Source organism: Alicyclobacillus hesperidum subsp. aegles (assembly GCF_027923525.1).
In the GTDB taxonomy this organism is placed as follows: Bacteria; Bacillota; Bacilli; order Alicyclobacillales; family Alicyclobacillaceae; genus Alicyclobacillus; species Alicyclobacillus aegles.
This window is the reverse complement of the sequence record NZ_BSBJ01000070.1, coordinates 138,803-159,506: the sequence shown is the minus strand read 5'-3', so window position 1 is coordinate 159,506 and position 20,704 is coordinate 138,803. Positions and strand designations below refer to the sequence as shown.

The 20,704-nt window shown below is 53.4% G+C and carries 16 protein-coding genes; 10 read left to right on the top strand and 6 right to left on the bottom strand.

Features of this window, described 5'->3' with window-relative positions; genetic code table 11:
• Positions 1–56 precede the first annotated feature (56 nt).
• The 4 genes from QMF38_RS13120 to QMF38_RS13105 all read right to left on the bottom strand — a co-directional run bounded on the left by QMF38_RS13120 (position 57) and on the right by QMF38_RS13105 (position 4,857).
• Positions 57–977, bottom strand: a complete 921-nt coding sequence (locus tag QMF38_RS13120; protein ID WP_083496091.1) for an ABC transporter permease — start codon at positions 975–977, stop codon at positions 57–59.
• 69 nt (positions 978–1,046) lie between these two features.
• Positions 1,047–2,117 (bottom strand): ABC transporter permease, encoded by a 1,071-nt coding sequence (locus QMF38_RS13115; RefSeq protein ID WP_281759705.1) that lies wholly within the window; start codon positions 2,115–2,117, stop codon positions 1,047–1,049.
• Entirely contained in the window at positions 2,114–3,640 is a 1,527-nt protein-coding gene (locus QMF38_RS13110; RefSeq protein WP_281759704.1) for an ABC transporter ATP-binding protein, read from the bottom strand. The genes QMF38_RS13115 and QMF38_RS13110 overlap by 4 nt, the downstream gene beginning before the upstream one ends.
• 128 nt (positions 3,641–3,768) lie before the next feature.
• Entirely contained in the window at positions 3,769–4,857 is a 1,089-nt protein-coding gene (locus tag QMF38_RS13105) for a BMP family lipoprotein (RefSeq protein WP_281759703.1), read from the bottom strand.
• A 223-nt stretch (positions 4,858–5,080) separates the two neighbouring features.
• Between QMF38_RS13105 and QMF38_RS13100 the strand changes: the two genes are divergently transcribed.
• Positions 5,081–5,647, top strand: a complete 567-nt coding sequence (locus tag QMF38_RS13100; RefSeq protein ID WP_281759702.1) for a cysteine hydrolase family protein — start codon at positions 5,081–5,083, stop codon at positions 5,645–5,647.
• 30 nt (positions 5,648–5,677) lie between these two features.
• Positions 5,678–6,310 (top strand): MBL fold metallo-hydrolase, encoded by a 633-nt coding sequence (locus QMF38_RS13095; protein WP_281759701.1) that lies wholly within the window; start codon positions 5,678–5,680, stop codon positions 6,308–6,310.
• Positions 6,311–6,356: 46 nt separating this feature from the next.
• Here the strand turns inward: QMF38_RS13095 and QMF38_RS13090 are convergent, their stop codons facing one another.
• The gene (locus QMF38_RS13090) at positions 6,357–6,779 is read right to left on the bottom strand and encodes an acyl-CoA thioesterase (protein WP_281759700.1); all 423 of its coding nucleotides are present in this window, start codon (positions 6,777–6,779) and stop codon (positions 6,357–6,359) included.
• 186 nt (positions 6,780–6,965) lie between these two features.
• Here QMF38_RS13090 and QMF38_RS13085 point away from each other — a divergent pair, with 186 nt between their 5' ends.
• Entirely contained in the window at positions 6,966–7,589 is a 624-nt protein-coding gene (locus QMF38_RS13085; protein ID WP_281759699.1) for a LysE/ArgO family amino acid transporter, read from the top strand.
• Positions 7,590–7,645: 56 nt separating this feature from the next.
• Here the strand turns inward: QMF38_RS13085 and QMF38_RS13080 are convergent, their stop codons facing one another.
• Positions 7,646–11,023: an alpha-L-arabinofuranosidase gene (locus tag QMF38_RS13080; RefSeq protein WP_281759698.1), complete on the bottom strand. Its 3,378-nt coding sequence runs from the start codon at positions 11,021–11,023 to the stop codon at positions 7,646–7,648.
• A 302-nt stretch (positions 11,024–11,325) separates the two neighbouring features.
• Between QMF38_RS13080 and QMF38_RS13075 the strand changes: the two genes are divergently transcribed.
• The 7 genes from QMF38_RS13075 (at position 11,326) to QMF38_RS13045 (ending at position 20,682) form a co-directional block, all read left to right on the top strand.
• Positions 11,326–12,330, top strand: coding sequence for a LacI family DNA-binding transcriptional regulator (locus QMF38_RS13075; RefSeq protein ID WP_281759727.1), 1,005 nt, complete (start codon positions 11,326–11,328; stop codon positions 12,328–12,330).
• A 3-nt stretch (positions 12,331–12,333) separates the two neighbouring features.
• Entirely contained in the window at positions 12,334–12,885 is a 552-nt protein-coding gene (locus QMF38_RS13070; protein ID WP_281759697.1) for a glycerol-3-phosphate responsive antiterminator, read from the top strand.
• A gap of 319 nt (positions 12,886–13,204) precedes the next feature.
• Positions 13,205–14,038, top strand: coding sequence for an MIP/aquaporin family protein (locus tag QMF38_RS13065; protein ID WP_006445472.1), 834 nt, complete (start codon positions 13,205–13,207; stop codon positions 14,036–14,038).
• Positions 14,039–14,079: 41 nt separating this feature from the next.
• The gene (glpK, locus tag QMF38_RS13060; RefSeq protein WP_281759696.1) at positions 14,080–15,624 is read left to right on the top strand and encodes a glycerol kinase GlpK; all 1,545 of its coding nucleotides are present in this window, start codon (positions 14,080–14,082) and stop codon (positions 15,622–15,624) included.
• Positions 15,625–15,787: 163 nt separating this feature from the next.
• Positions 15,788–17,500, top strand: a complete 1,713-nt coding sequence (locus QMF38_RS13055) for a glycerol-3-phosphate dehydrogenase/oxidase (RefSeq protein WP_390854654.1) — start codon at positions 15,788–15,790, stop codon at positions 17,498–17,500.
• Between the two features lie 136 nt (positions 17,501–17,636).
• Entirely contained in the window at positions 17,637–18,659 is a 1,023-nt protein-coding gene (locus QMF38_RS13050; protein ID WP_281759695.1) for a DMT family transporter, read from the top strand.
• Between the two features lie 139 nt (positions 18,660–18,798).
• On the top strand, positions 18,799–20,682 hold the full coding sequence (locus QMF38_RS13045) for a S53 family peptidase (protein ID WP_281759694.1): 1,884 nt from the start codon (positions 18,799–18,801) through the stop codon (positions 20,680–20,682).
• Positions 20,683–20,704 lie beyond the last annotated feature (22 nt).

Below are 20,704 nucleotides of genomic sequence, written 5' to 3'. Positions count from 1 at the left end.
GGACTCATATAAAGAAACACCCCGCTCAGGCATAGAACCTGGGCGGGGCGTGATTTTCATGACCGTCGAGGATCATATGGAATACCGTCTGCGGCTGGTGCGACGGCTCGGCCAACCAGACCTGCCAAGGCCAGAATGGTCAGTGCATAGGGTATCATTTGCAACAGGTTTGATGATATGCCTTGCCCTTGAAGGACAATGCCAAGTGCTGTCGAGAAGCCAAAGATGAGCGCTGCGCCGAATGAGCCGAGTGGAGTCCACTTGCCGAAGATCATGGCGGCAAGTGCAATATAACCGCGTCCGTTCGTCATGTTGGCGGTGAAGCCGTTGAGCACACCGATAGACAGATACGCGCCGCCAAGCGCTGAAAATAGGCCGCTTAGGATGACGCCGAAATAGCGAATGCGCCAAACGTTGATACCCAGTGTGTCGGCTGCCAATGGGTGTTCACCGACGGATCGCATGCGTAGTCCCAGACGCGTGTGAAACAGGAACCAGTGCGAGACAATCACGAGAACAATCATGATATAGACGAGAATGCTTTGGTTTTGAAAGATGACGCCGATATACGGGATTTTATCTAAGCCGGGTATGCTGACATTGGGCAACTTCGGCGTGTTTATAGGCGTGCCATTAAATCCGAACAGCGTGTTCAGCAAAAAGGTGGTTAGGCCCGCAGCAAAGATATTAATACCCATGCCCAGCACGGTCTGATCAGCGGATACACGTATCGCGCCCCAAGCCAGTGCGGATGCTGTGAGTCCACCGCAGATCAGGGCGGCAAGTAAACCTAACCATGCGCTCCCTGTCCAGTAGGAGAAGGTGACGGCGAAGAAGGCGCCAATCAGCATAATCCCTTCCATTGCAATATTGACCACACCTGTGCGCTCGGAGAAGGTGCCGCCGATGGCTGGCAAGGCAAGTGGCACCGCCATGGACAAAGTGGCTGCCCAAATTTCCGGATCGGAGAAGATCACAGGTCATTTCACTCCCTTTTCAATGATTTCTGCGTACCTTGTCGCCTGCGTTTCGATATGTCACTTTCATTAAGCGGCGGATGTGGATTTCAGCGTACGCCGACGACGATACCATCCAATCACCTGTGGGATAATACGTTCACAGGCGACAAAGAAGATGATCAGGCCTGTTAGGACGTCGGTCAGGGCGGCTGGAACGTTGGAAACCATCTGCATGTTTTGACCACCGGTGGTTAAAGCACCGAAAAATAGCCCAGCAATGATGACGCCAATCGGGTTGTTGCGTGCGAGCAGGGACACGACGATGGCGGTGTAGCCGTAATTTGATGAAAATCCGTCGAGTAGCCGATGATCGACCCCCAGCATTTGCACGGCACCCGCCAGGCCTGCAAACATGCCTGACAGACAGAGTGCCAACACGGTGAACAACTTCACATTGATCCCCGCGTAGCGAGCGGCCCGTTGGTTGAGTCCTACCGTACGCAGTTGAAAACCGAGCGTGGTCTTGTAAAGCAAAAACCAAACCACGATGACAGCGACCAGGGCGATGGCTACGGCAATCAGTGACAGCTGTGATTGCATCAAACCTTGCGTAAAGTACGGGAACTGTGTATTCTGTGCGATTTCGGGGGACTGTGGGTTAAATCCCTTTTGTTGCATGGGTCCCCCTTCAATGAGATAGCGTGCCAACAGAATACCAATGTAACTCATCATCATTGTCGTAATGACTTCATGCGATCCGACGAATGCCTTGGCGAATCCGGGAATAACGCCTGCCCAGAGTGCTCCTGCAATCATCCCGACGACAATGCACAGGATCATGTGAAACCAGCCGGGAAGGTGGTTGAAGTGATAGCCGAACCAGACGGCAGCTGTGGCACCAATCCAATATTGTCCATCCGCACCGATGTTAAATAAGCCGGATTGAAACGAAATTGCGATGCCAAGGCCAACGATGATCAGGGGAAGGCTTGCCGTGATGGTGTTGCCAATGTTGATACCAGTGCCAAAGGCGCCCGATATCAGGGAGCCATAGACGGTCACCGGATTATAGCCAAGGGCAGCGACCAGAATACCCCCAATGAGGATGGCCAAAATGGAAGCCCCCATTGGCAAGATAATGGAACGTAATGACCTCAAGGCAATGACACCTCCGAATGTCCACGCGATCCCGTCATCAGGAGACCGATTTGCTCTCGCGTGGCTTGGGCTCCGGGCACAATATCAATGATCCGGCCGTCATGAATGACTGCGATGCGATCGGACAGGCTCAGGATTTCTTCTAATTCGAGAGACACCAATAAGACACCCTTACCTTCATCGCGCAAGCGCACGAGCTGACGATGGATGCCTTCGATGGCGCCGACGTCCAGACCGCGAGTTGGTTGTGCTGCAATCAACATGAGTGGATCGCGCGAGACCTCGCGAGCCAAAATCACTTTTTGCTGATTTCCCCCAGATAATTCGGAAGCCTTGCGCGATGAGTCCGGTGGGCGGACGTCGAATTCACGAATCAGTCGTTCTGTATAGCGGCTGGCGGCGGTTCGGTCGATAACGCCCGTCTTTGCAAATGGTCGTTTGCGAAAGTCGCGCAGGATGGTGTTTTCGACGAGATCGAATGACAATACAAGCCCGTCCAATTGACGATCCTGTGGCACATATGCAATGCCGCGCCGAGTTCGCTCTGCGGGGGACCAACGCGTGATGTCCTCACCATCGAAAATCAGCTGTCCTTGCTCCACCTTAAGTAAGCCGGCGATGGCGTCTGCCAATTCGAACTGGCCGTTGCCATCGATCCCTGCAAGACCAAGGATCTCACCGCGTCGTAGTTCCAAATCGACACCTTTGACACGTTCCATGCGGCCAGCATCGCGTACATGCAGGTTGCGAATTTGCAAAATAGGCTCCCCTGGATGAGCGGGGCTCTTTTCGACGCGCAGCACCACTTCACGTCCGACCATCAGGTTGGCAAGGCTTTGTGGTGTTGCGCTGCTGGTTTCTACCGTCTCGACCGTCTTGCCGGCGCGCATGACCGTGACTCTGTCACTGATCTCCAGAACCTCATCCAGCTTGTGGCTGATAAACAGTACAGGCACGCCGTCAGCCTTTAAACTGTGAATGATGGAAAAGAGTTCACGCGTCTCTTGTGGCGTTAAAAGCGCCGTGGGCTCGTCCAGAATAATAAGTTTCGCCTTCCGATAAAAGGCTTTCAAAATCTCTACGCGTTGCTGTAGCCCTACCGAAAGAGTGCCGACTTTCGCTGAGGGATCAATTGCCAGGCGATATTTTTCGGACAGCTCATAGACGCGCCTTTGCGCTTCTTTGCGGTCGAACCTGATGCGTCCTGGTTCATCGCCGAGCACGACGTTTTCGGCCACGGTTAGGGCGGGTATGAGCATGAAGTGTTGGTGCACCATGCCGATTCCCGCGTGAATGGCTTCCCGGGGACTGCGAAAGTGAACTGTTTTCCCCATAAAGCGGATTTCCCCGGCAGTCGGTTCGAGGAGTCCGTAGATCATCTTCATGAGCGTGGATTTACCGGCTCCATTTTCACCGAGAATGGCGTGCACTTCTCCGGCGCGCAGTGTCAAATTGACACCGTCGTTAGCCTTGACGCCGGGAAACCACTTCTTTAAGTCGACAATTTCCAAAAGGTTCTCCAAATTGAATGTCGACCTCTCTTTCCTATAATCAGCCAAATCAGGTTATTTGTTCGTTGAAACTCAAAGTGGATGGCGGCGCCTGTTTCGCAGGCCCGCCATCTTGGTTCTAAGTATCGCAAGACGTGTGATTATTTTTGAACCGTTGTCGAAACCTTGATTTGGCCGCTGATGATCTGCTGTTTAATCTGGTTCACCGTCGTTTGCACCGATTGCGGCACGCCTTTCATGAGTGGAGCGATGCCAACGCCGTTGTTTGCCAAGTTGAAGGTGGAGACGCCACCCTTAAAGGTGCCATTTTGCACCGCCTTAATGGTATCAAAAACAGCCGTATCGACGCCTTTCGTCGCGCTTGTGATGACGGTTCCTGGCGCTAAATAGGCTTGATTGGTATCGACCCCGATAGCGTACACTTTTGCACTCTTTGCTGCGTTAATGGCACCTATGCCGCAACCGCCAGCGACGGGGAAGATGATGTCCGCGCCTTGCGAAATTTCATTTTGTGCATACTGGCTGCCGAGTGCTTCATCGGAAAAACTGTTCGTGTATTGCAAGAGGACTTTCCCACTTGGATCCTCTTTCTTAAATCCCTGTTGAAAGCCTGCAATATAAGTGTCGACAGGCGGGATATCCTGACCGCCAATCACACCCACCACGTTTTTCGTATTCAAACCCTTGAGCTGATGGTTCTTTTGCACGAGTCCGGCCACCACACCGGCAAGATAACCAGCCTGCTCAGATTGGAAAATGGCGCTTGCGACGTTCGGAATGCCCGTGATATTGTCATCGATAATGAGAAAATCTGTCTTTGGGTATTCTTTTGCAACCTGCTTGACCGCATCCTCCATCAGGTAACCGACAGCAATGACCAAATTGTATCCATTTTGAGCAAAATGGCTTAAGTTCGGCACATAATCGGACTCTGATTGCGACTGTACCACACTTGTGGACACACCATTCAATTGGTGTTGGGCGTTGGTCATGCCGACATAAGCCAAATGGTTAAAACCGTTGTCGTTCAATCCCCCAGTGTCTGTGACCAGGCCAATCTTAATGGTCTTGCCATTCGTGGTTCCTGCACTGTTCGACGTTCCAGCGCTATTTGCCGCATTGGATCCGTTTGTTGCAGCATTGTTGCTGGCTGCGCCTGTGCCACAGCCCGTAACGATTGCAGTCAGCGCAAACATTGACGCTGCTACAGCCACAAATTGTTTCTTCATCAATGAAACCCCCTCTGTTGTCTACATACTTGAAGAATTTGTTTCTCAAGAGCATTCAATTCGCGCAAATTGCGCCCTTAATTTCGACATTAGAAGACAAAACTCCTACAAGATCAACGTGGACTCGGTGATTTCGCTTATTTTGAACCGATACAGGCAAAGGCGTACACTATACGTTGTCAATATCGTTAAGTACACTTTTCGTACGAAAGGCCGTGACACGATGAATCATCAATCCCAGACCGCGCTGCTTGTCATGGATGTTCAAAATGGCATCGCAGGCCGCTATATGAAGGACGAAACCACATTACAACCTTTTCAACGGGCTGTTGCTGCTGCTCGTAAAGCGGAAATCCCGGTGATTTTTGTCCGGGTTGCGTTCAGCGAAGGATATCCTGAAGCTGGTCCACGAAATAAGATGTTTTCCCATTTGGCGCAAGCGGGCGGCATGACCGTTGCCGACGCGAGCACGCAGATTCATGAGTCGGTCAAGCCCCAATCCGGCGAGCCCGTCGTCACCAAATATCGCGTGAGTGCTTTTGCCGGAAGTAATTTGGAGGTCATCTTGCGCGCAAAAGGCGTGACACATTTGGTTCTCTGTGGAATTGCCACGAGCGGTGTGGTGCTTTCCACCGTGCGGGAAGCGGCGGACAAGGACTATGCACTCACAGTGCTTAAAGACGCCTGTTTAGATGGTGATCCCGAGGTCCATCAGGTGCTCGTGGAAAAGGTGTTCCCACGCCAGGCCGACGTGATGACGGTCGACGAGTGGGCGCATACCTTGGTTTGAGTGAGTTCGGTCTCTGAGGAGGGGCGGAGGATGGAGATCGCACCAAATGTGCATCTGCTTGAGTGCACGAAGGGGAGTTATTGTTATCTGGTACTTGGCCAGGAGCCGGTCCTCGTCGACACGGGTATGCCAGGCAAAGGCAGTGACATCGTATCTGCATTGGCGGGGCTAGGCATAAAGCCGAGCGATCTCGCGCACATCGTCTTGACCCATCAGGATGTCGATCACATTGGCAATGCCAAACATCTAAAGGAGATATCCGGCGCAACGCTGTGGGCACCCGCTGATGATATTCCATATATACACGGTGATGAGCGGGCTCCCGGCCTTCGCCGTTTGATCAGTCGTGTGATGAGAGTGGATAGGCCGCGGATCGACCAAGCTTTAGATCCCGGTCGGCTCGTCGGCGATCTCGAGGTGATTCCGGCACCGGGTCATACGCCGGGGCATATCTGCCTCAGAACTGGCGACGTCCTTTTGGCGGGCGATCTCGTCACGTCCCGTGGGGGCAAGTTGAAGAAGTCTCCAGGGATCCTCACTTGGGATAAGTCAGCACTCAAACGATCGTTGGCTGCAGTGGGTAGATTGCCTTTTGATTGGGTTTGTCCCGCTCACGGAGAACCGGTTCGGCGGGGTTCGCTATGGGATACCCTAATTGACTAGTTGGTGAGAGGAAAAACCACGACGCAGCCTGTCGTGGTTTCTTATCTTATACGCGAGTCGCATCGCAATCCTCTTTTTGGACCAGGTACTGCGATAAACGCGCTTTGACTTCATCAGATAGCGGCTGACTTGTTTGCGCCACAAAATCAAAGTTCACGACCACAGCCGTGCCTTCGCAGAGCAGTACGCCCTCTTCGCTTCGGATTTCACAGTAAAACTCAAAACTAGAACGTCCTATGCGGGTAAGCCACGTCGTCGCAACGACCCATTGGTGTTCTGGATAATGAGTTTGGGCTCGATAGTCGATGTGGAGCGATGCCAGGACTAATGAAAGTCGGTCATCAGGAAATACCTCGCGCACGAAGGCGATGCGGGACTCTTCCATGTACGTCGCGTAGACGGCGTTATTGACATGACCATTTAGATCTGTGTCACTAAAGCGGACGCGAATGCGAGTTTCATGTTTCAATACGTTGCCCTCCTATTGAACGAGTAAGCAGCCAACTCTCGTTCACGACATTCCCTCATCAGGGATATTGTAACGGACTTGGCGTTCGACTTTCATCCCTACTTTGCATCACACTTCTGTATGATATATTCAATGTTGGTTAGATATGAGGGTCTGTTGGACTTAGGCCCGTGGAGGATGTATCCAATGCTCGCAGCCGTCCTGCACGGTTTTCTTCTTTCGATCGCGCTCATTATGCCCATCGGCATGCAAAATGGCTTTTTGCTTAGTCAGGGTGCCCTGCATAAACATTGGCTAGGTGCGGTACCAGCCGTGATCGCAGCTGCACTTTGCGACACGTTGCTCATCACGTTGGCGGTGATAGGGGTGTCAGCCGCCGCCTTTAACATCGTCTGGTTACGCTTGATATTCGGGATCATCGGCATCTGCTTTCTAATCTACATGGGCTGGACGACATGGCGGGATGAGTCAAGTGAAACACAGTCAACGAACCAAGGTGTTTGGACCATCAAACGCCAAGTGACGTTTGCCGCATCCGTTTCATTGCTCAACCCGCATGCGTTGCTTGATACCTTGGCTGTCATCGGCGGCAGCGCATCCGTATATACAACGTGGCCGGTTAAAATCGCGTTTGGTGCGGCATGTGCGGCTGTTTCGTGGATTTGGTTTTTCGTCCTCATGACCATAGGACACGTGGCCAGCCGTACAGCCGCACGCATGAGTGCAAAACGCATGATCAATCGTCTGTCGGCGTTGATGATGTGGGCTTCAGCGGTCTACCTCGGGTACATCCTATATTCCTTTCAGTAGTGAGAAAAAGGCTGACCACACGGTGGCCAGCCCCATACAAAGGTTATCCCGCACGCTTATCCTACGTCGATATCTGCCACGCCACCGTTCGTATAGTAGCAGTTTCCTGTCCAATCGCTGTTGTCAAACGCTTGGAATATCAGTGAGTATGTTCCGCTGGCCTGGGAAGATGGCACGTTCCAAGTTACGGACACCGTCTTCGTGTCGCCTGGATTCAATGTGACATCTTGTGCAGTTTGTTGGAACACGCTCCCGGATGAACCATCGACCTCAATATCCAATAACCCATTTTGGAGGTAATCGGAGGACGAAACATTCTGGAACGTTGTGGTGATGGTTACCGTATCGCCAGGCTGAACCGAGATGCTGGTTCCGCTTGGATAATGCCCGCTGCTATCAGGTGCCGGAACATTGTAGGTGGTTCCATTGACGCTAATGGTCGTATTACCCGTGACAATGTCGCCATACTTGGCAGCGGGTTTCGCCGCACTTGTGTTGGTCATGGCGAATGTCGCAACGTTCGGTTGATAATAGCAGTTGTTTGAGCCGCCCCATGTATTGTTGTTGTCAGCCTGAAATCCAAGTTGATAGTTGCCTGAGGCGAGGGATGACGGTACTGTCCATGTTTTCGTCAGCGTGATCGACTGTCCGGGAGCCAAGTTATTACTTTGCGTAAAGTATTGGAACGCGCCCGGGTCAATCTCCATGTCGAGAATGGCGTTCTGAAGAAAATCAGACGCTGAGACGTTTTTGAAAGTCGTCGTGATCGTCACCGTATCGCCGGGTGAAATTTTAATGGTCGGGCCATTTTGGTACTGGCCGTTGTTATCTTGGATGTTGTACGTCCCCTGATCTGCCCCGGATACGGTCACCTGTGTCCCGGTGGCGATGATGTCTCCGTACTTGGCTAAAGGTGGCGGTGTGACGGTGAACGTCGCGGCGTTTCTGTCTGCGTCATACACAAAACCGCCGATCCCGCTAAATGCGTATGCCTCCACCGTGAACGTCTGTTGGTTGTTTGGTGCAACCCAGTTCCACGTCACCTGTTTCGAGCCGCCGGCGGGCAGTGAGACATGGGGCACAGTTTGCTGTGCGACGAGATCGCCCGTCGCATCATAAACTTCGAGATCGAGCGTGGCATCAGGCAAATAGCCACCATGGTTGGTAAAGGTAGACGCGATAGTCTCGGTTTGCCCAGCTGCGATGCTACTTGCGCCGACTGTTGTTTGATCCGACACTTGCTGCTTCGCAATTCCGGGCAAAGCAGGTTTGAGTAGCAGGTCTGTGACCGAGTAGGGTGGAAGCTTAACCGTGTTCGTGAACGGAATCTGGGCCGTATTGGTCACCGCCGGGCTACCCTCTCCATAAATCTCTGACTTTTCGACGAGAGCTGGCGAGTAACCCTCCAGATCAAGCGTCACGTTGTAAACGTTGTTCGGGTCGCGGTTGACCAGCATGAGCGAGAGATCGCCATTCGGGAGCTTTACGGCATGCGTGTCGATCGCGCTTGCCGACGACAGGGTTCCCAGCATGGTGTCACCGGGTTTTGCGAAGTCTGCAACCATTTGGTAGCCGTAGTATGTGGGCAATGGCGTATCGGCTGGAGGTTCGACGGCTCCTTTCGGAGAGGTCTGGCCGGATGACAGCAATCCTTCGTCGCCAAACAAATTTTGTCCATATAGCGTCGGACTGTTGTAACCGTCGCCTGCGCTGTTGAGCAGATCCCACCAGTCGACGTTTTGCACGCCAGCTTGCACGAATCCGGTCAGATCGTCCGCCAAATAGAGGGCGTTGACCAGGTTGTTCGACTGCTGTCCAGGTGTCGACGAGGTGTTGTTCGTCTCCGTGACGAAGATCTGGACATTCTTCGCATTGGACCCGGCATACTCGTCAATTTCCTTATGCAATTCGGTTATCATAGCAGGAATTTGATCCGTATCGGCAAGCAATCCAGCGTCGGTCTCCTGACCCGGTGATTCGGGATACCAGTGGACGTCGACAAAGTCGATGTCCTTGCCAATGGTCTTGAGGACAGTGGAATTCCAATCGTCGTTGCCATGGACCGTCGCACCCCAGGGCCAGTTATACGGCATCGTGAGTACGGCGCCAATCTTAATGGATGGATCCTGCGCCTTCATCTGCTGAATATACTGTTCCGCGTTGTTTGCGTAGGTCTGTGGGCTTAGTCCCGGATTGCCTTTTTCAGGTTGGCCTTGTACGGCGTGATCATCCGCTTCCCAACCGCTTCCGTTGTAGTATCCGTTGCCGTAAGTCTCGTTACCAATTTCCCAGTACTTGACGTCATAGTGATTGGTGACGTTTGCATACTTCACCCATGCCGCGGCCTCGGCTGGTGTGCCAGTGCCATAGTTGACGGTGATGATAGGCTGTGCGCCTGTATTGTGGGCAAACGTCATAAAGTGATCGAATGTGTCGTCAGGATTGACATAGCCACCGTCGTTGCGCGTGTTGGTTTGCCAGTCGTAATTATCAGAGATCGATCCGCCTGGATAGCGTAGCAAGTCGGGCGCCAACGCTTTGGTGAGGGAGATCAGGGTTGGACTTTCAAAACCGCTGTCCCAGACGGCGGCGTTGATGCCAAATGCCGTGGACGGTATGGTGCCGGTGTTGGACGCTGTATTCACCGTCACCGTGGCATTCGCAGTTGGTGCACCGATTTTGAGATAGTTTGTAACCACCCGGGTCAGGAAGCCCGCTTGGGCTGTGCCATCCGGATCGACCTTGCTCTCATAGGCAGTCCAAATTTGCCCAAGTCCATCCGGCGTGATACCGGCTTTCTGAAGGAGCACGAGGATGTCCGGGTTCACCGTGACCGCGGTCTTCCAAGCTTGTTCCATCACTTGTGAGTTGGCTTGGCCAGAGAGAATCGCCTTTGATTGACTGCCGATACTTGCAAGAAAGCTGATATACAGGCGATAAACCGTTTGTGGATTGAGTTGTGGCACGGCAGTTTGGATTGACGTGAGCCATTGTTGCACGTTTTGGCCGTCTGCGGCGACAGAGCTAAACGTAAAGAGATTGATGATAGCGTTGAGTGCTTGCACCGTCGCTTGCTGGGAGGCCGAAAGAGAAGCGGTGCCTGGGTAGACGATGGCCGCCCAGTCAGAACTGGTCAGGTTTTGCGTGTTTGATGCAGCATTTCGGATGGCCTGTAATTCTGTCAACATCAAAGCATCGTGAATGGCAGAGGTGTCCGTCGTGAAAGAGTTGACCAGCGCGTTCCCTGTGGATGAACTCGGTTGATTGTCGAGGGCCTTCTTGTTGAAGATGTGTGAGGATGTCCGCCCTGTCCGTGGCTGGTTTGCAACGTGTAAAGACCCTTTGGTTGCCGCTTCAGATGCAAATGCGGTGGGAATCAGCATCGTCCCGATGGCCAACCAAGCGGCTGCGGCCGTTGCGATTTGTCGTTTCAAATGTACCCCCCCTGGATGGGTATGGATTTGTCAAAATGGAGTTGACTTCATGCAAGGCTATAGGGAAGATTGAATCACCCCTTAGAAGAGAGAATGGGGGTAATTGTAAGCGGATTCATAGATGTCAAAATCGATTTGGATAAATCGATTTACTTTCGTTATAGCCTCAGTCGTCTATAATGTCAATTAGTAAACCTGTATGGGTTCACCATCGCCATCGTCAAGGCTATAACCCTGCAGGATGGACAACGGGTCAGTCTTGAAACGCACAATCAAGTGAGGAGGGTTGGCAGTTGGCGACGGTGAAGGACATCGCGCGTTTGGCGGGCGTGTCTCCGACAACGGTATCGTGGGCACTGAACGGCAAGCGCGTCAGTGAAGAATCGCTGCGGCGCGTCTTAGAGGCGGCGCAGGCACTTAACTACCATCCGAAGCTCAGCGCGCGCAGCTTGCGCGCCGGAAAAGTGTTTTCAATCGGTTTTTATATTGTGAATCCAAGCCTTGATCCGCGACTCAATGGATACCTATTCCCTATGTTGGCAGGTATCTCAAAGGTTCTGGCCCATGATGGCTACTCTATGCAATTTGATATCATCACCCCGTCCACCGTCGACGCATTAACCAAAAAGGCATTGGAGCATTCGGTCGACGGCATGCTTGTACTCCCGCAGTTCTCGGGCGTTACCGAACAGCTGATGGAGGATCTCCCAAAGGACTTTCCGGTTGTGTTCATGCAGTCTGATCCGACCGCAAAGACACCTCATTGCGTCGCGATCGACCAAATCAAAGGCGCCGACTTGGCAATCCGCTATCTGTATGCGCAGGGGCACCGCGACATCGGCATGATCACGGGGCCGGTAGAGCACGTCGACAACGTTCTGCGGATGCGATCCGCCCATCAAACGATGCAAGATCTCCATTTGGTTTGGGAACGCGCGTGGGTGCAGCAAGGGGAGTTTGACATCGAGAGCGGATATATCGGCATGAAACACATTCTAGCAGCCGCGAAGAAGCCGAGTGCCGTATTTTGCTTTAACGATTACATGGCGATTGGCGCACTGCGTGCCGCGTCGCATGTTGGTTTACGCGTACCGCAGGACATTTCCATCTTGGGTTTTGACGATACCGATGTTGCAGAGGCCAGTAGTCCAGCCTTGACGACGATCCAACAGCCGGTCTTCGATCAGGGGCAGAGGGCTGCCAATCTGTTGATGCGCATGATTAAGCAAGAAGAAGTGACGGCTCAGGTGGAGTGGATTTCACCCATGGTCGTGGAACGTGCGTCGGTCGAAAGGGTGGGATCGTAAACTATGCATTTTGACGGGCAAACGGTATTGCCAGCTGTGCGTAGTTTAAAAGACTATGAGTCTTTGATGGCTGGGAATTCAGCGTACGTCGTATTGCTTGAGAGCAATCTGTCGGCCTTGCCAAGTCTAGTGCGAATGGCCAACAAGCATCAGAAAAAGGTGATTCTGCACGCTGACTTAATACAAGGGTTAAAGCATGACGAGGCTGCCACGCAATTTCTGTGCCAAATGATCCGCCCATTTGGTGTAATCTCGACGCACGCTTCGGTCATCGCCACGGCGAAGCGGCAAGGCGTGCTAGCGGTGCAACGCGTTTTTCTCATTGACTCGCACAGCCTGCGCACGAGTTACCGCATTCTCGAACAGGCAAATCCGGATTATTTGGAGGTGCTACCGGGATTGCTGCCGCATTTGATTGCCGAAATTCGCGAGAAGACGAAAATCCCCATTCTTGCTGGTGGCTTTATTCGCACGAGGGCCGAAGTGGAGGCGGCCTTGGACGCGGGTGCCACGGCTGTCACATCGTCCGTCAAAGAGCTGTGGGAGGCGCGATGAAGGCAGTGCAAATGAGGCAGGGCTGGAGACAGGGGCTGTGCATCCGGCAGACGGATGGAATTGCAATAGAAAAGTTTTTATGAAAGCCTTTACAAGGTGAATGAAAACAGGTATGATGGGCTCAAGTTCATATCATGCCTCTGAGATATGGAGACGGCAGCAATGAGAGAGTGGTATCGCCTACCGCTTCGCGTTGTTTGCCGTCTATTTGTGTCTCGGAGAAGCATCGGCGTTCAACTGGCTGCGCGATGCGACAGACCAGTCCGTTGGTTCATCGATCCGGACGTTGGACCAACACGGCCGAGCATAAGGGGGGTACATGGTGAGGGAAAACGTCTGGGGCGAGTATTTGGCCGAAATTATTGGTACGGCATTTCTGTTGATGGTCGGCGACAGCGTCGCTGCAATGGCCATCGTGTATAACGCGTTTTCAGGGGACTACTGGGGAATTTGCATTTTGTGGGGCTTAGGGGTGACGATGGCCTGCTACTTGGTGGGGGCTATTTCGGGCGCACATCTCAATCCGGCCGTCACCGTGGCGTTTGCAGTCTACGGAGGCTTTCCGTGGCGGAAGGTACCGGGTTTTATTGTATCGCAAGTCATTGGCGGCTTTCTTGGCGGTGCGTTGACATACGCGTTGTTTAGTCCCGCCATCAACGCCTACAACGCAGCGCATCATGCCGTTCGCAACGCCGCCTCCGGCCTTACGACATCCGGCATCTTCTTTACACATCCGAATGTCGGCATCACGACAGGCCACGCATTCATGGATGAAGTGATTTTAACCGGCGCATTGGTGATAGGCATTCTTGCCCTGAGCGACGCGTACAACTCAAACGGACAACTGGGCAAGATTCAGCCGTTGATTGTTGGATTGCTCGTCGCGATGGTTGGCGGTTTTGGCGGTGAGTTGGAAGCTTGGGCGCTCAATCCTGCGCGTGACCTCGGGCCTCGCATTTTCGCCTGGTTCGCTGGCTGGGGTCAAAACGCGTTTCCAGGCCCCAACGGTTATTGGTGGGTGCCGATTGTCGCACCGATTCTCGGGGGAATTGTGGCGGGGGCCATTTATAACTTCCTTTTGCGTCCATTTATGCCGGGTAATCCGAAACGCGCAAAAGTGGCAGGTCCCGTGCAGACGACCGTGCAGGCGTGATCGAAAGAAAATCTGGGAAGAGCATGTGAGGAGGAACCGGGATGGAAAAGTCTTATGTTCTTGCGTTTGACCAAGGCACAACTAGCTCGCGGGCCATTTTGTTCGATCGCGCGGGGCGTGTTCACAGTGTGGCGCAAAAGGAATTTCAACAATTTTATCCAAAGCCGGGCTTCGTCGAGCACGATCCGATGGAGATCTGGGGCAGTCAGAGTGGCGTGTCTCGCGAGGTTCTCGAACGTGCAGGCGTCTCGCCGGACGAAGTGGCGGCCATCGGCATCACCAATCAGCGGGAGACGACACTCGTTTGGGACAAAGAGACTGGCAAGCCAATCTATAACGCCATCGTCTGGCAGGATCGGCGTACAGCTGCGATTTGCGACGATCTCAAGGCACAGGGTTTGACAGATTATATTCGCGATAAGACAGGACTTGTGATTGACGCCTATTTCTCGGGTACCAAGTTGAAGTGGATTCTCGATCACGTCGAGGGCGCGCGCGAGCGGGCACAGCGCGGCGAACTTCTGTTTGGCACGGTAGACACCTGGCTCGTTTGGAATTTGACGCGCGGCAAGGTCCATGTTACGGATTACACCAACGCTTCACGCACGATGATGTTTAATATCCATACCCTTGACTGGGATGACAAGATGCTCGAGATTTTGGATATTCCACGCGCGATGTTGCCGGAGGTAAGGCCATCGAGTGAGATATATGGGCACACGGACGAACGAACATTCGGCGGGGCGCAGATTCCTATCGCTGGGATCGCAGGCGACCAACAAGCCGCTTTGTTTGGTCAGACGTGTTTCGAACCAGGCATGGTCAAAAACACGTATGGTACGGGATGTTTCATGTTGATGAACACTGGCGAAAAGCCTGTGGCATCGCCCAGTGGACTGTTGACGACCATTGCGTGGGGGTTGCACGGTAAAGTGACCTATGCGCTTGAGGGTAGCGTCTTCATTGCCGGAGCGGCCATTCAGTGGTTGCGCGACGGATTGCGTTTCTTTGATGCGGCGCCAGACTCCGAGTATTTCGCAGGAAAAGTTGCTGATACAGAAGGAGTCTATGTCGTTCCTGCCTTTGCTGGGCTTGGAGCGCCGTACTGGGACATGTACGCGCGCGGGGCGATTTTCGGACTCACGCGCGGAACACGTAAGGAACATATTACCCGGGCAACATTGGAGTCTCTTGCGTACCAGACGAAGGATATCCTCGACGCCATGCAGGCGGATTCTGGCATTCACTTGAAATCGTTACGCGTCGATGGCGGCGCGGTGGCAAACAATCTCTTGATGCAGTTCCAGGCGGATATCCTCGGCGTACCGGTCGAACGGCCACTTGTCACGGAGTCGACGGCCTTGGGTGCAGCCTATTTGGCGGGTCTGGCCGTTGGTTTTTGGACTATGGATGAGATTGCGCAAAATGGCGAGATCGAACGCAAGTTTGAGCCTGAAATGGATGAACAGACTCGGCATGAACTCTATCGTGGCTGGCAAAAGGCGGTCAAACGAACGATGGGCTGGGCTCGTGAGGACGAAGACGAGGTGTTTGCCACCGCAGGAAATCCCGTTGCACAGGTATAGCAAAGTGCGCGGATTCGGCGTATGATACCTGTAGACAGACAATCGGTACAGATTGTCACTTGCCAAGTTCATAGCTGAATGGTTGAGATCATGAGAAAACCACAAGTCAGGTGCACGCAGGTGCGCTTGGTTTGTGGTTTTTTCATTTGGGGAGGAAGCGGCAGTGAGAGAGAGTGCATTTTCGTTTCGGAATCGGCAGGACATCAAACGCTCTTTGGCTATGGAAAAGCTCGATGTGCTGATCATCGGTGGCGGCATCACAGGGGCAGGCATTCTGCTCGATGCCACGGCACGCGGACTCCGTGCCGCGGTCATCGAAATGCAGGATTTTGCCGCTGGTACTTCGAATCGTTCGACGAAACTGGTACATGGTGGGTTACGTTATCTGAAGCAGTTTGAAGTGGGTTTGGTCGCCGAAGTCGGCAAGGAACGGGCTATTGTCTATGAGAACGGCCCGCACATCACGACACCTGTTTGGATGTTGCTCCCGATTATCGAGGGTGGCACATATGGCCGCTTGGCCACGAGTTTTGGCATCTATGTGTATGACAAACTCGCGGGCGTGAAACGTTCGGAGCGGCGGCAGATGTTGAGCGTGCAAGAGGCTCTCGCCAAGGAGCCTTTGTTGCGGCGCGAAGGGCTAAAAGGTGCGGGCTATTATGTTGAATATCGGACAGATGACGCGCGGTTGACGCTTGAAATTTTGAAGGCGGCGGTCGAACGCGGTGCCAAAGCGCTCAATTATGCAAAGGCGACGAAGCTTTTGTATCGCGATGGTCGTGTCGTTGGCGCGTCCGTCGAAGACGTGCTCACGGGAGATACGTTCGATGTCTATGCGGAAAAGGTAGTGAATGCGACGGGGCCATGGGTGGATGAGTTGCGGGAAATGGACGGCTCCAAACAAGGCAAAACATTGCATCATACGAAGGGTGTGCACATCGTCGTCGATGGCAAGCGTTTTCCCCTTCGCAATTCGGTCTATTTTGATGTCCCAGATGGCCGCATGATTTTCGCGATCCCACGCGAAGGCAAAACGTACATTGGAACGACCGATACCAACTACCATGGTGACTTAAAGAACCCACGAATGACACAAGAAGATAGGGATTATCTGATTGCCTGCGTGAACACGATGTTTCCATCTGTGCAACTGACGCCTGCTGACATCGAGAGCAGTTGGGCAGGTGTGCGTCCGCTGATTCACGAGGAGGGCAAGGATCCGTCTGAAATTTCGCGCAAAGACGAGGTGTTTGTGTCGGACAGCGGGCTCATCACGATTGCCGGCGGTAAGCTGACGGGTTACCGAAAAATGGCCGAGAAAGTCGTATCCATGATCACAGCGGATTTAGCTGCCCGTCGCGGCGGTTCGTTCGCTCCGTGCTCAACGGATCACATCCCGTATTCCGGCGGTGACTTCGGCGGATCGGAGAAGATGCCCGCTTTTGTCGAGGCGCGCGTAGAGCAAGGCATGGCATTGGGTTTGACGGAAGGCGAGGCGCGCAGACTCGCGACGCGTTATGGCACGAATGTCGATGTGGTGTACGCGTTGATTGAGGCGGGCCGCGATGAGGCGGCGTCGGCGGGCTTATCGCTTGAGGTGTATGGGGCATTGCAATATGCTTTGGCGCACGAGATGGCAATGACGCCGTCCGATTTCATGATCCGCCGCACTGGGGCTTTATATTTCGACATCGACTGGGTGCGTCGCTGGCAGGGCCCTGTCGTTCGCTATATGGCTCAGGCGCTTGGTTGGACGGAGCGTGAAATGGAACGGCATGCGGCCGATCTCGCTCGTTATATACATGAAGCGACGACGGTTGAAGGAGAGTCCGGGGCCTCACCGGCGATGGATCAGGGAGCATACGTCGGGGCGTGACAAAGAAGGCGCGTTTGGGTGTAACATACCTGTGGGATGCATCGCGTCGAATGGGGTCCGGACTCCTTCGGTCGCTGAAACCATAGCGGGGCTGGCGTGCGACTCTCCCCGCATGGCAGGAAAGGTTGTTTGCCCCATGCAGGCCGAACAGGCAACATACGTGCGAGGTTTCAAGCCTATGTGGCTTGGCATCCTCGCTTCCCTCTTTTTTGCCGTAACGTTTGTATTTAATGAGGCGATGAGTTTACGTGGAGGCCCTTGGTTTTGGAGCGCGGCGTTACGTTACTTTTTTATGCTTCCATTTCTCGTAGTCATCGTATGGTTACGCGGCGGTTTGTCTGAATTGTTGAAATCTATCCGCCAGAACTGGCTGCAGTGGTTGGTCTGGGGGACCATCGGCTTTGGTTTGTTTTATGCACCGCTTTGTTTCAGCGCGGCTTACGGACCAGCTTGGCTCGTGGCGGGATCCTGGCAAATTACCATTGTTTGTGGTGTATTGCTTACGCCTTGGCTTTCGCCGAGAGGCACAGCAGGTATGCGCACCTGCGTGCCGCAGCGAGAGTTGGTAACTTCTGTCGTTATCTTGCTGGGTGTCGTGCTCATGGAAGCCGCACAGTCCACACACGTGCGTGTCGGTGGATTCTTCGCTGGCTTTTTGCCCGTGGTTCTGGCGGCGATTGCGTATCCACTCGGCAATCGCAAGACGATGCTCCTATTTTCGTCTTCGCTCGATACGTACCAGCGCTTGCTAGGCATGACAATTGGCAGCGTGCCGTTTTGGCTTGTCCTTTGTGTGATAGGTGTGCCGTTCGCAGGTTGGCCGCCGACAAGTCAGATTTTTGGATCCTTGGTGGTGGCTTTGTCGTCTGGCGTGATCGCGACGACATTGTTTTTCGCCGCCACGGATATGGCGATGGGGTCTCCAAGGTGGTTGGCTATCGTGGAGGCGACCCAGTCCGGTGAGGTGGTATTTGCGCTCGCAGGGCAGATGCTGTTTTTGCCTGGGGCGGCGCCGACTCCTGTTGGATATGTCGGGGTCGCAGTCGTGATCGCAGGACTATGTGTGCACAGTTGGCAGATGGGGAGAGCCAAGCATCATATGGGAGCGAGCGCGCCGTCGGTTGAGTTGGATGATGGCCACGAGTCGCTGAATTCGTAATCTTGGCACCTTCGACAGAAAAATCTGCTATTCAGCAAAAGTTGTGAGGATTCGAGAGAGGAAAGTAAGAGGCGATGCAGAAACAAGAGTACGAGTCATTATGAAAACGATGTTTACAGCCAGAGTGGGGGAGTAAGTCGTGGGTTTTTGGAAACGTATTGCAGTTGGGTTGCCAGCAACCATCGGGCTGTTGGCTTGGCAAGTTACAGGGGTTGATGCGGCAACCGTGCCGGCCGACACGGTGCAGAATCCCGATACACAGAACGCTCAGGATTTGGGTCCGGCCAGTCCTGGTGAGACCATCACAGCGTCGCTTATCCTTAAGGTGCAAAATGAACAAGGACTTGAGAACTACATTCAACAGACAGAGACACCAGGGAATCCAAACTATCACAAATTCCTAACCACGAGCCAATTTGCGGCGGAATATGCGCCATCCCCGCAAGTCATTCAACAGATTACAGGTTATGTAAAGCAATTGGGTCTGCATGTGGATCAGGTGGATGCGGATGGACTTGATATGCAGATCAGTGGTACTGTCGCCCAATTTGACAACGCGCTCAACACGACCATCGACAACTTCCGGGCGGGAGGTCATGAATTCCGAGCACCGAAGCACGTTCCACACATTCCAAACGTCTTGCTGAACAGCGTTTTGGCGGTCGTTGGTTTGGATACTGAACAGGCGGCACAGTCGTTGACGGTAAAGACGCCGAATGTACAGGGCGCACCAAGTCCTAAGGTGGTCTTGCCTCAGAGCGGCAGTACGGCGACCAATACGCCAGGGAGCTATACCGTGGGGGACACGGCCAATATGTACGACATCAATCCTCTCTATCAGAAGGGGATTACAGGTAAGGGAGAAACCGTTGGCATCGTGACGCTCTCCGACTTCAATCCCTCCGATGCGTACACGTACTGGAGTACCATTGGGTTGAAGACACCGGCCAATCGAATTCGCGAAGTGCAGGTCGATGGCGGTGGCCAAATCGATAGTGGATCGGACGAAACGACGCTGGATGTCGAACAGGCAGGTGGCATCGCACCAGATGCAAACATCGTCGTTTACGACGCCCCGAACACGGATGCTGGTTTTATTGACGCGTTTTATCAAGCCGTCTCCGATAACGTGGCAGATTCGCTGTCCGTCAGCTGGGGACAGCCTGAAATCGACTATTTGGCGGCTATGAACAACGGTGTCGATTACACCGATGAGCTTGCGGCGTTCAATCAAGCATTTATGGAGGCTGCGGCGCAGGGGATTTCCATGTTCGCCGCGGCTGGTGATTCCGGTGCTTACGACACTGCTCGTGATTTCCCGCCTTCTGATGGGTTCACGACGCCTTTGACCGTCGACTTCCCGGCTTCTGATCCGTATATCACGGCGGCAGGCGGGACAACGGTTCCGTTCTCGGCGAATTTCCCTTTGGGCAGCGTCAACATCCAGAAGGAAAGGCCATGGGCATGGGATTATCTGCAGAATCTCGGCTACACAGGTTTGTTCCCGATTGGCACGGGTGGCGGTGTGAGTGTTATCTGGCCTCGCCCTTGGTATCAAATGGGTATCTCAGGCATGCAAAATAGCGCACCTGGACAGGCGTTTACAGATTCGCAAGGTTTATTGTTTGGAACGCCATTCACATATCAGTTACCGGCCAACTTTGCTGGACGCAATGTGTCTGATTTGTCGATGGATGCGGATCCAGAGACAGGGTACCTCGTCTATGACAGCGCGGATGGCGGGTGGATTGCCGGATACGGCGGAACGAGCTTCGTCGCACCGCAATTGAACGGGATTGCAGCGTTGATTGACCAACTCACAGGATCACGCGTGGGATTTATGAACCCGGTACTCTATGGTTTGCAGAGAACAGTGGGATATGGACCGAACAAGCCGTTTAACGATTTGAAGGATGGAAGCACGAACTGGTACTACCAAGCGGTACCTGGGTATGATCCGGCAACAGGTATCGGAACGCCCAATGTGGCAAACTTGGCTACGGCGTTTGCACTCTTGCACTGAGCTCAATGGTCATCATGGCTCA

What these genes read in the sequence shown, in the direction of transcription:
- QMF38_RS13105 (WP_281759703.1), bottom strand. Translation starts at nt 4,857, where the DNA reads ATGAAGAAACAATTTGTGGCTGTAGCAGCGTCAATGTTTGCGCTGACT.
- QMF38_RS13100 (WP_281759702.1), top strand. Translation starts at nt 5,081, where the DNA reads ATGAATCATCAATCCCAGACCGCGCTGCTTGTCATGGATGTTCAAAAT.
- QMF38_RS13095 (WP_281759701.1), top strand. Translation starts at nt 5,678, where the DNA reads ATGGAGATCGCACCAAATGTGCATCTGCTTGAGTGCACGAAGGGGAGT.
- QMF38_RS13085 (WP_281759699.1), top strand. Translation starts at nt 6,966, where the DNA reads ATGCTCGCAGCCGTCCTGCACGGTTTTCTTCTTTCGATCGCGCTCATT.
- QMF38_RS13070 (WP_281759697.1), top strand. Translation starts at nt 12,334, where the DNA reads ATGCATTTTGACGGGCAAACGGTATTGCCAGCTGTGCGTAGTTTAAAA.
- QMF38_RS13065 (WP_006445472.1), top strand. Translation starts at nt 13,205, where the DNA reads ATGGTGAGGGAAAACGTCTGGGGCGAGTATTTGGCCGAAATTATTGGT.
- glpK (WP_281759696.1), top strand. Translation starts at nt 14,080, where the DNA reads ATGGAAAAGTCTTATGTTCTTGCGTTTGACCAAGGCACAACTAGCTCG.
- QMF38_RS13050 (WP_281759695.1), top strand. Translation starts at nt 17,637, where the DNA reads ATGCAGGCCGAACAGGCAACATACGTGCGAGGTTTCAAGCCTATGTGG.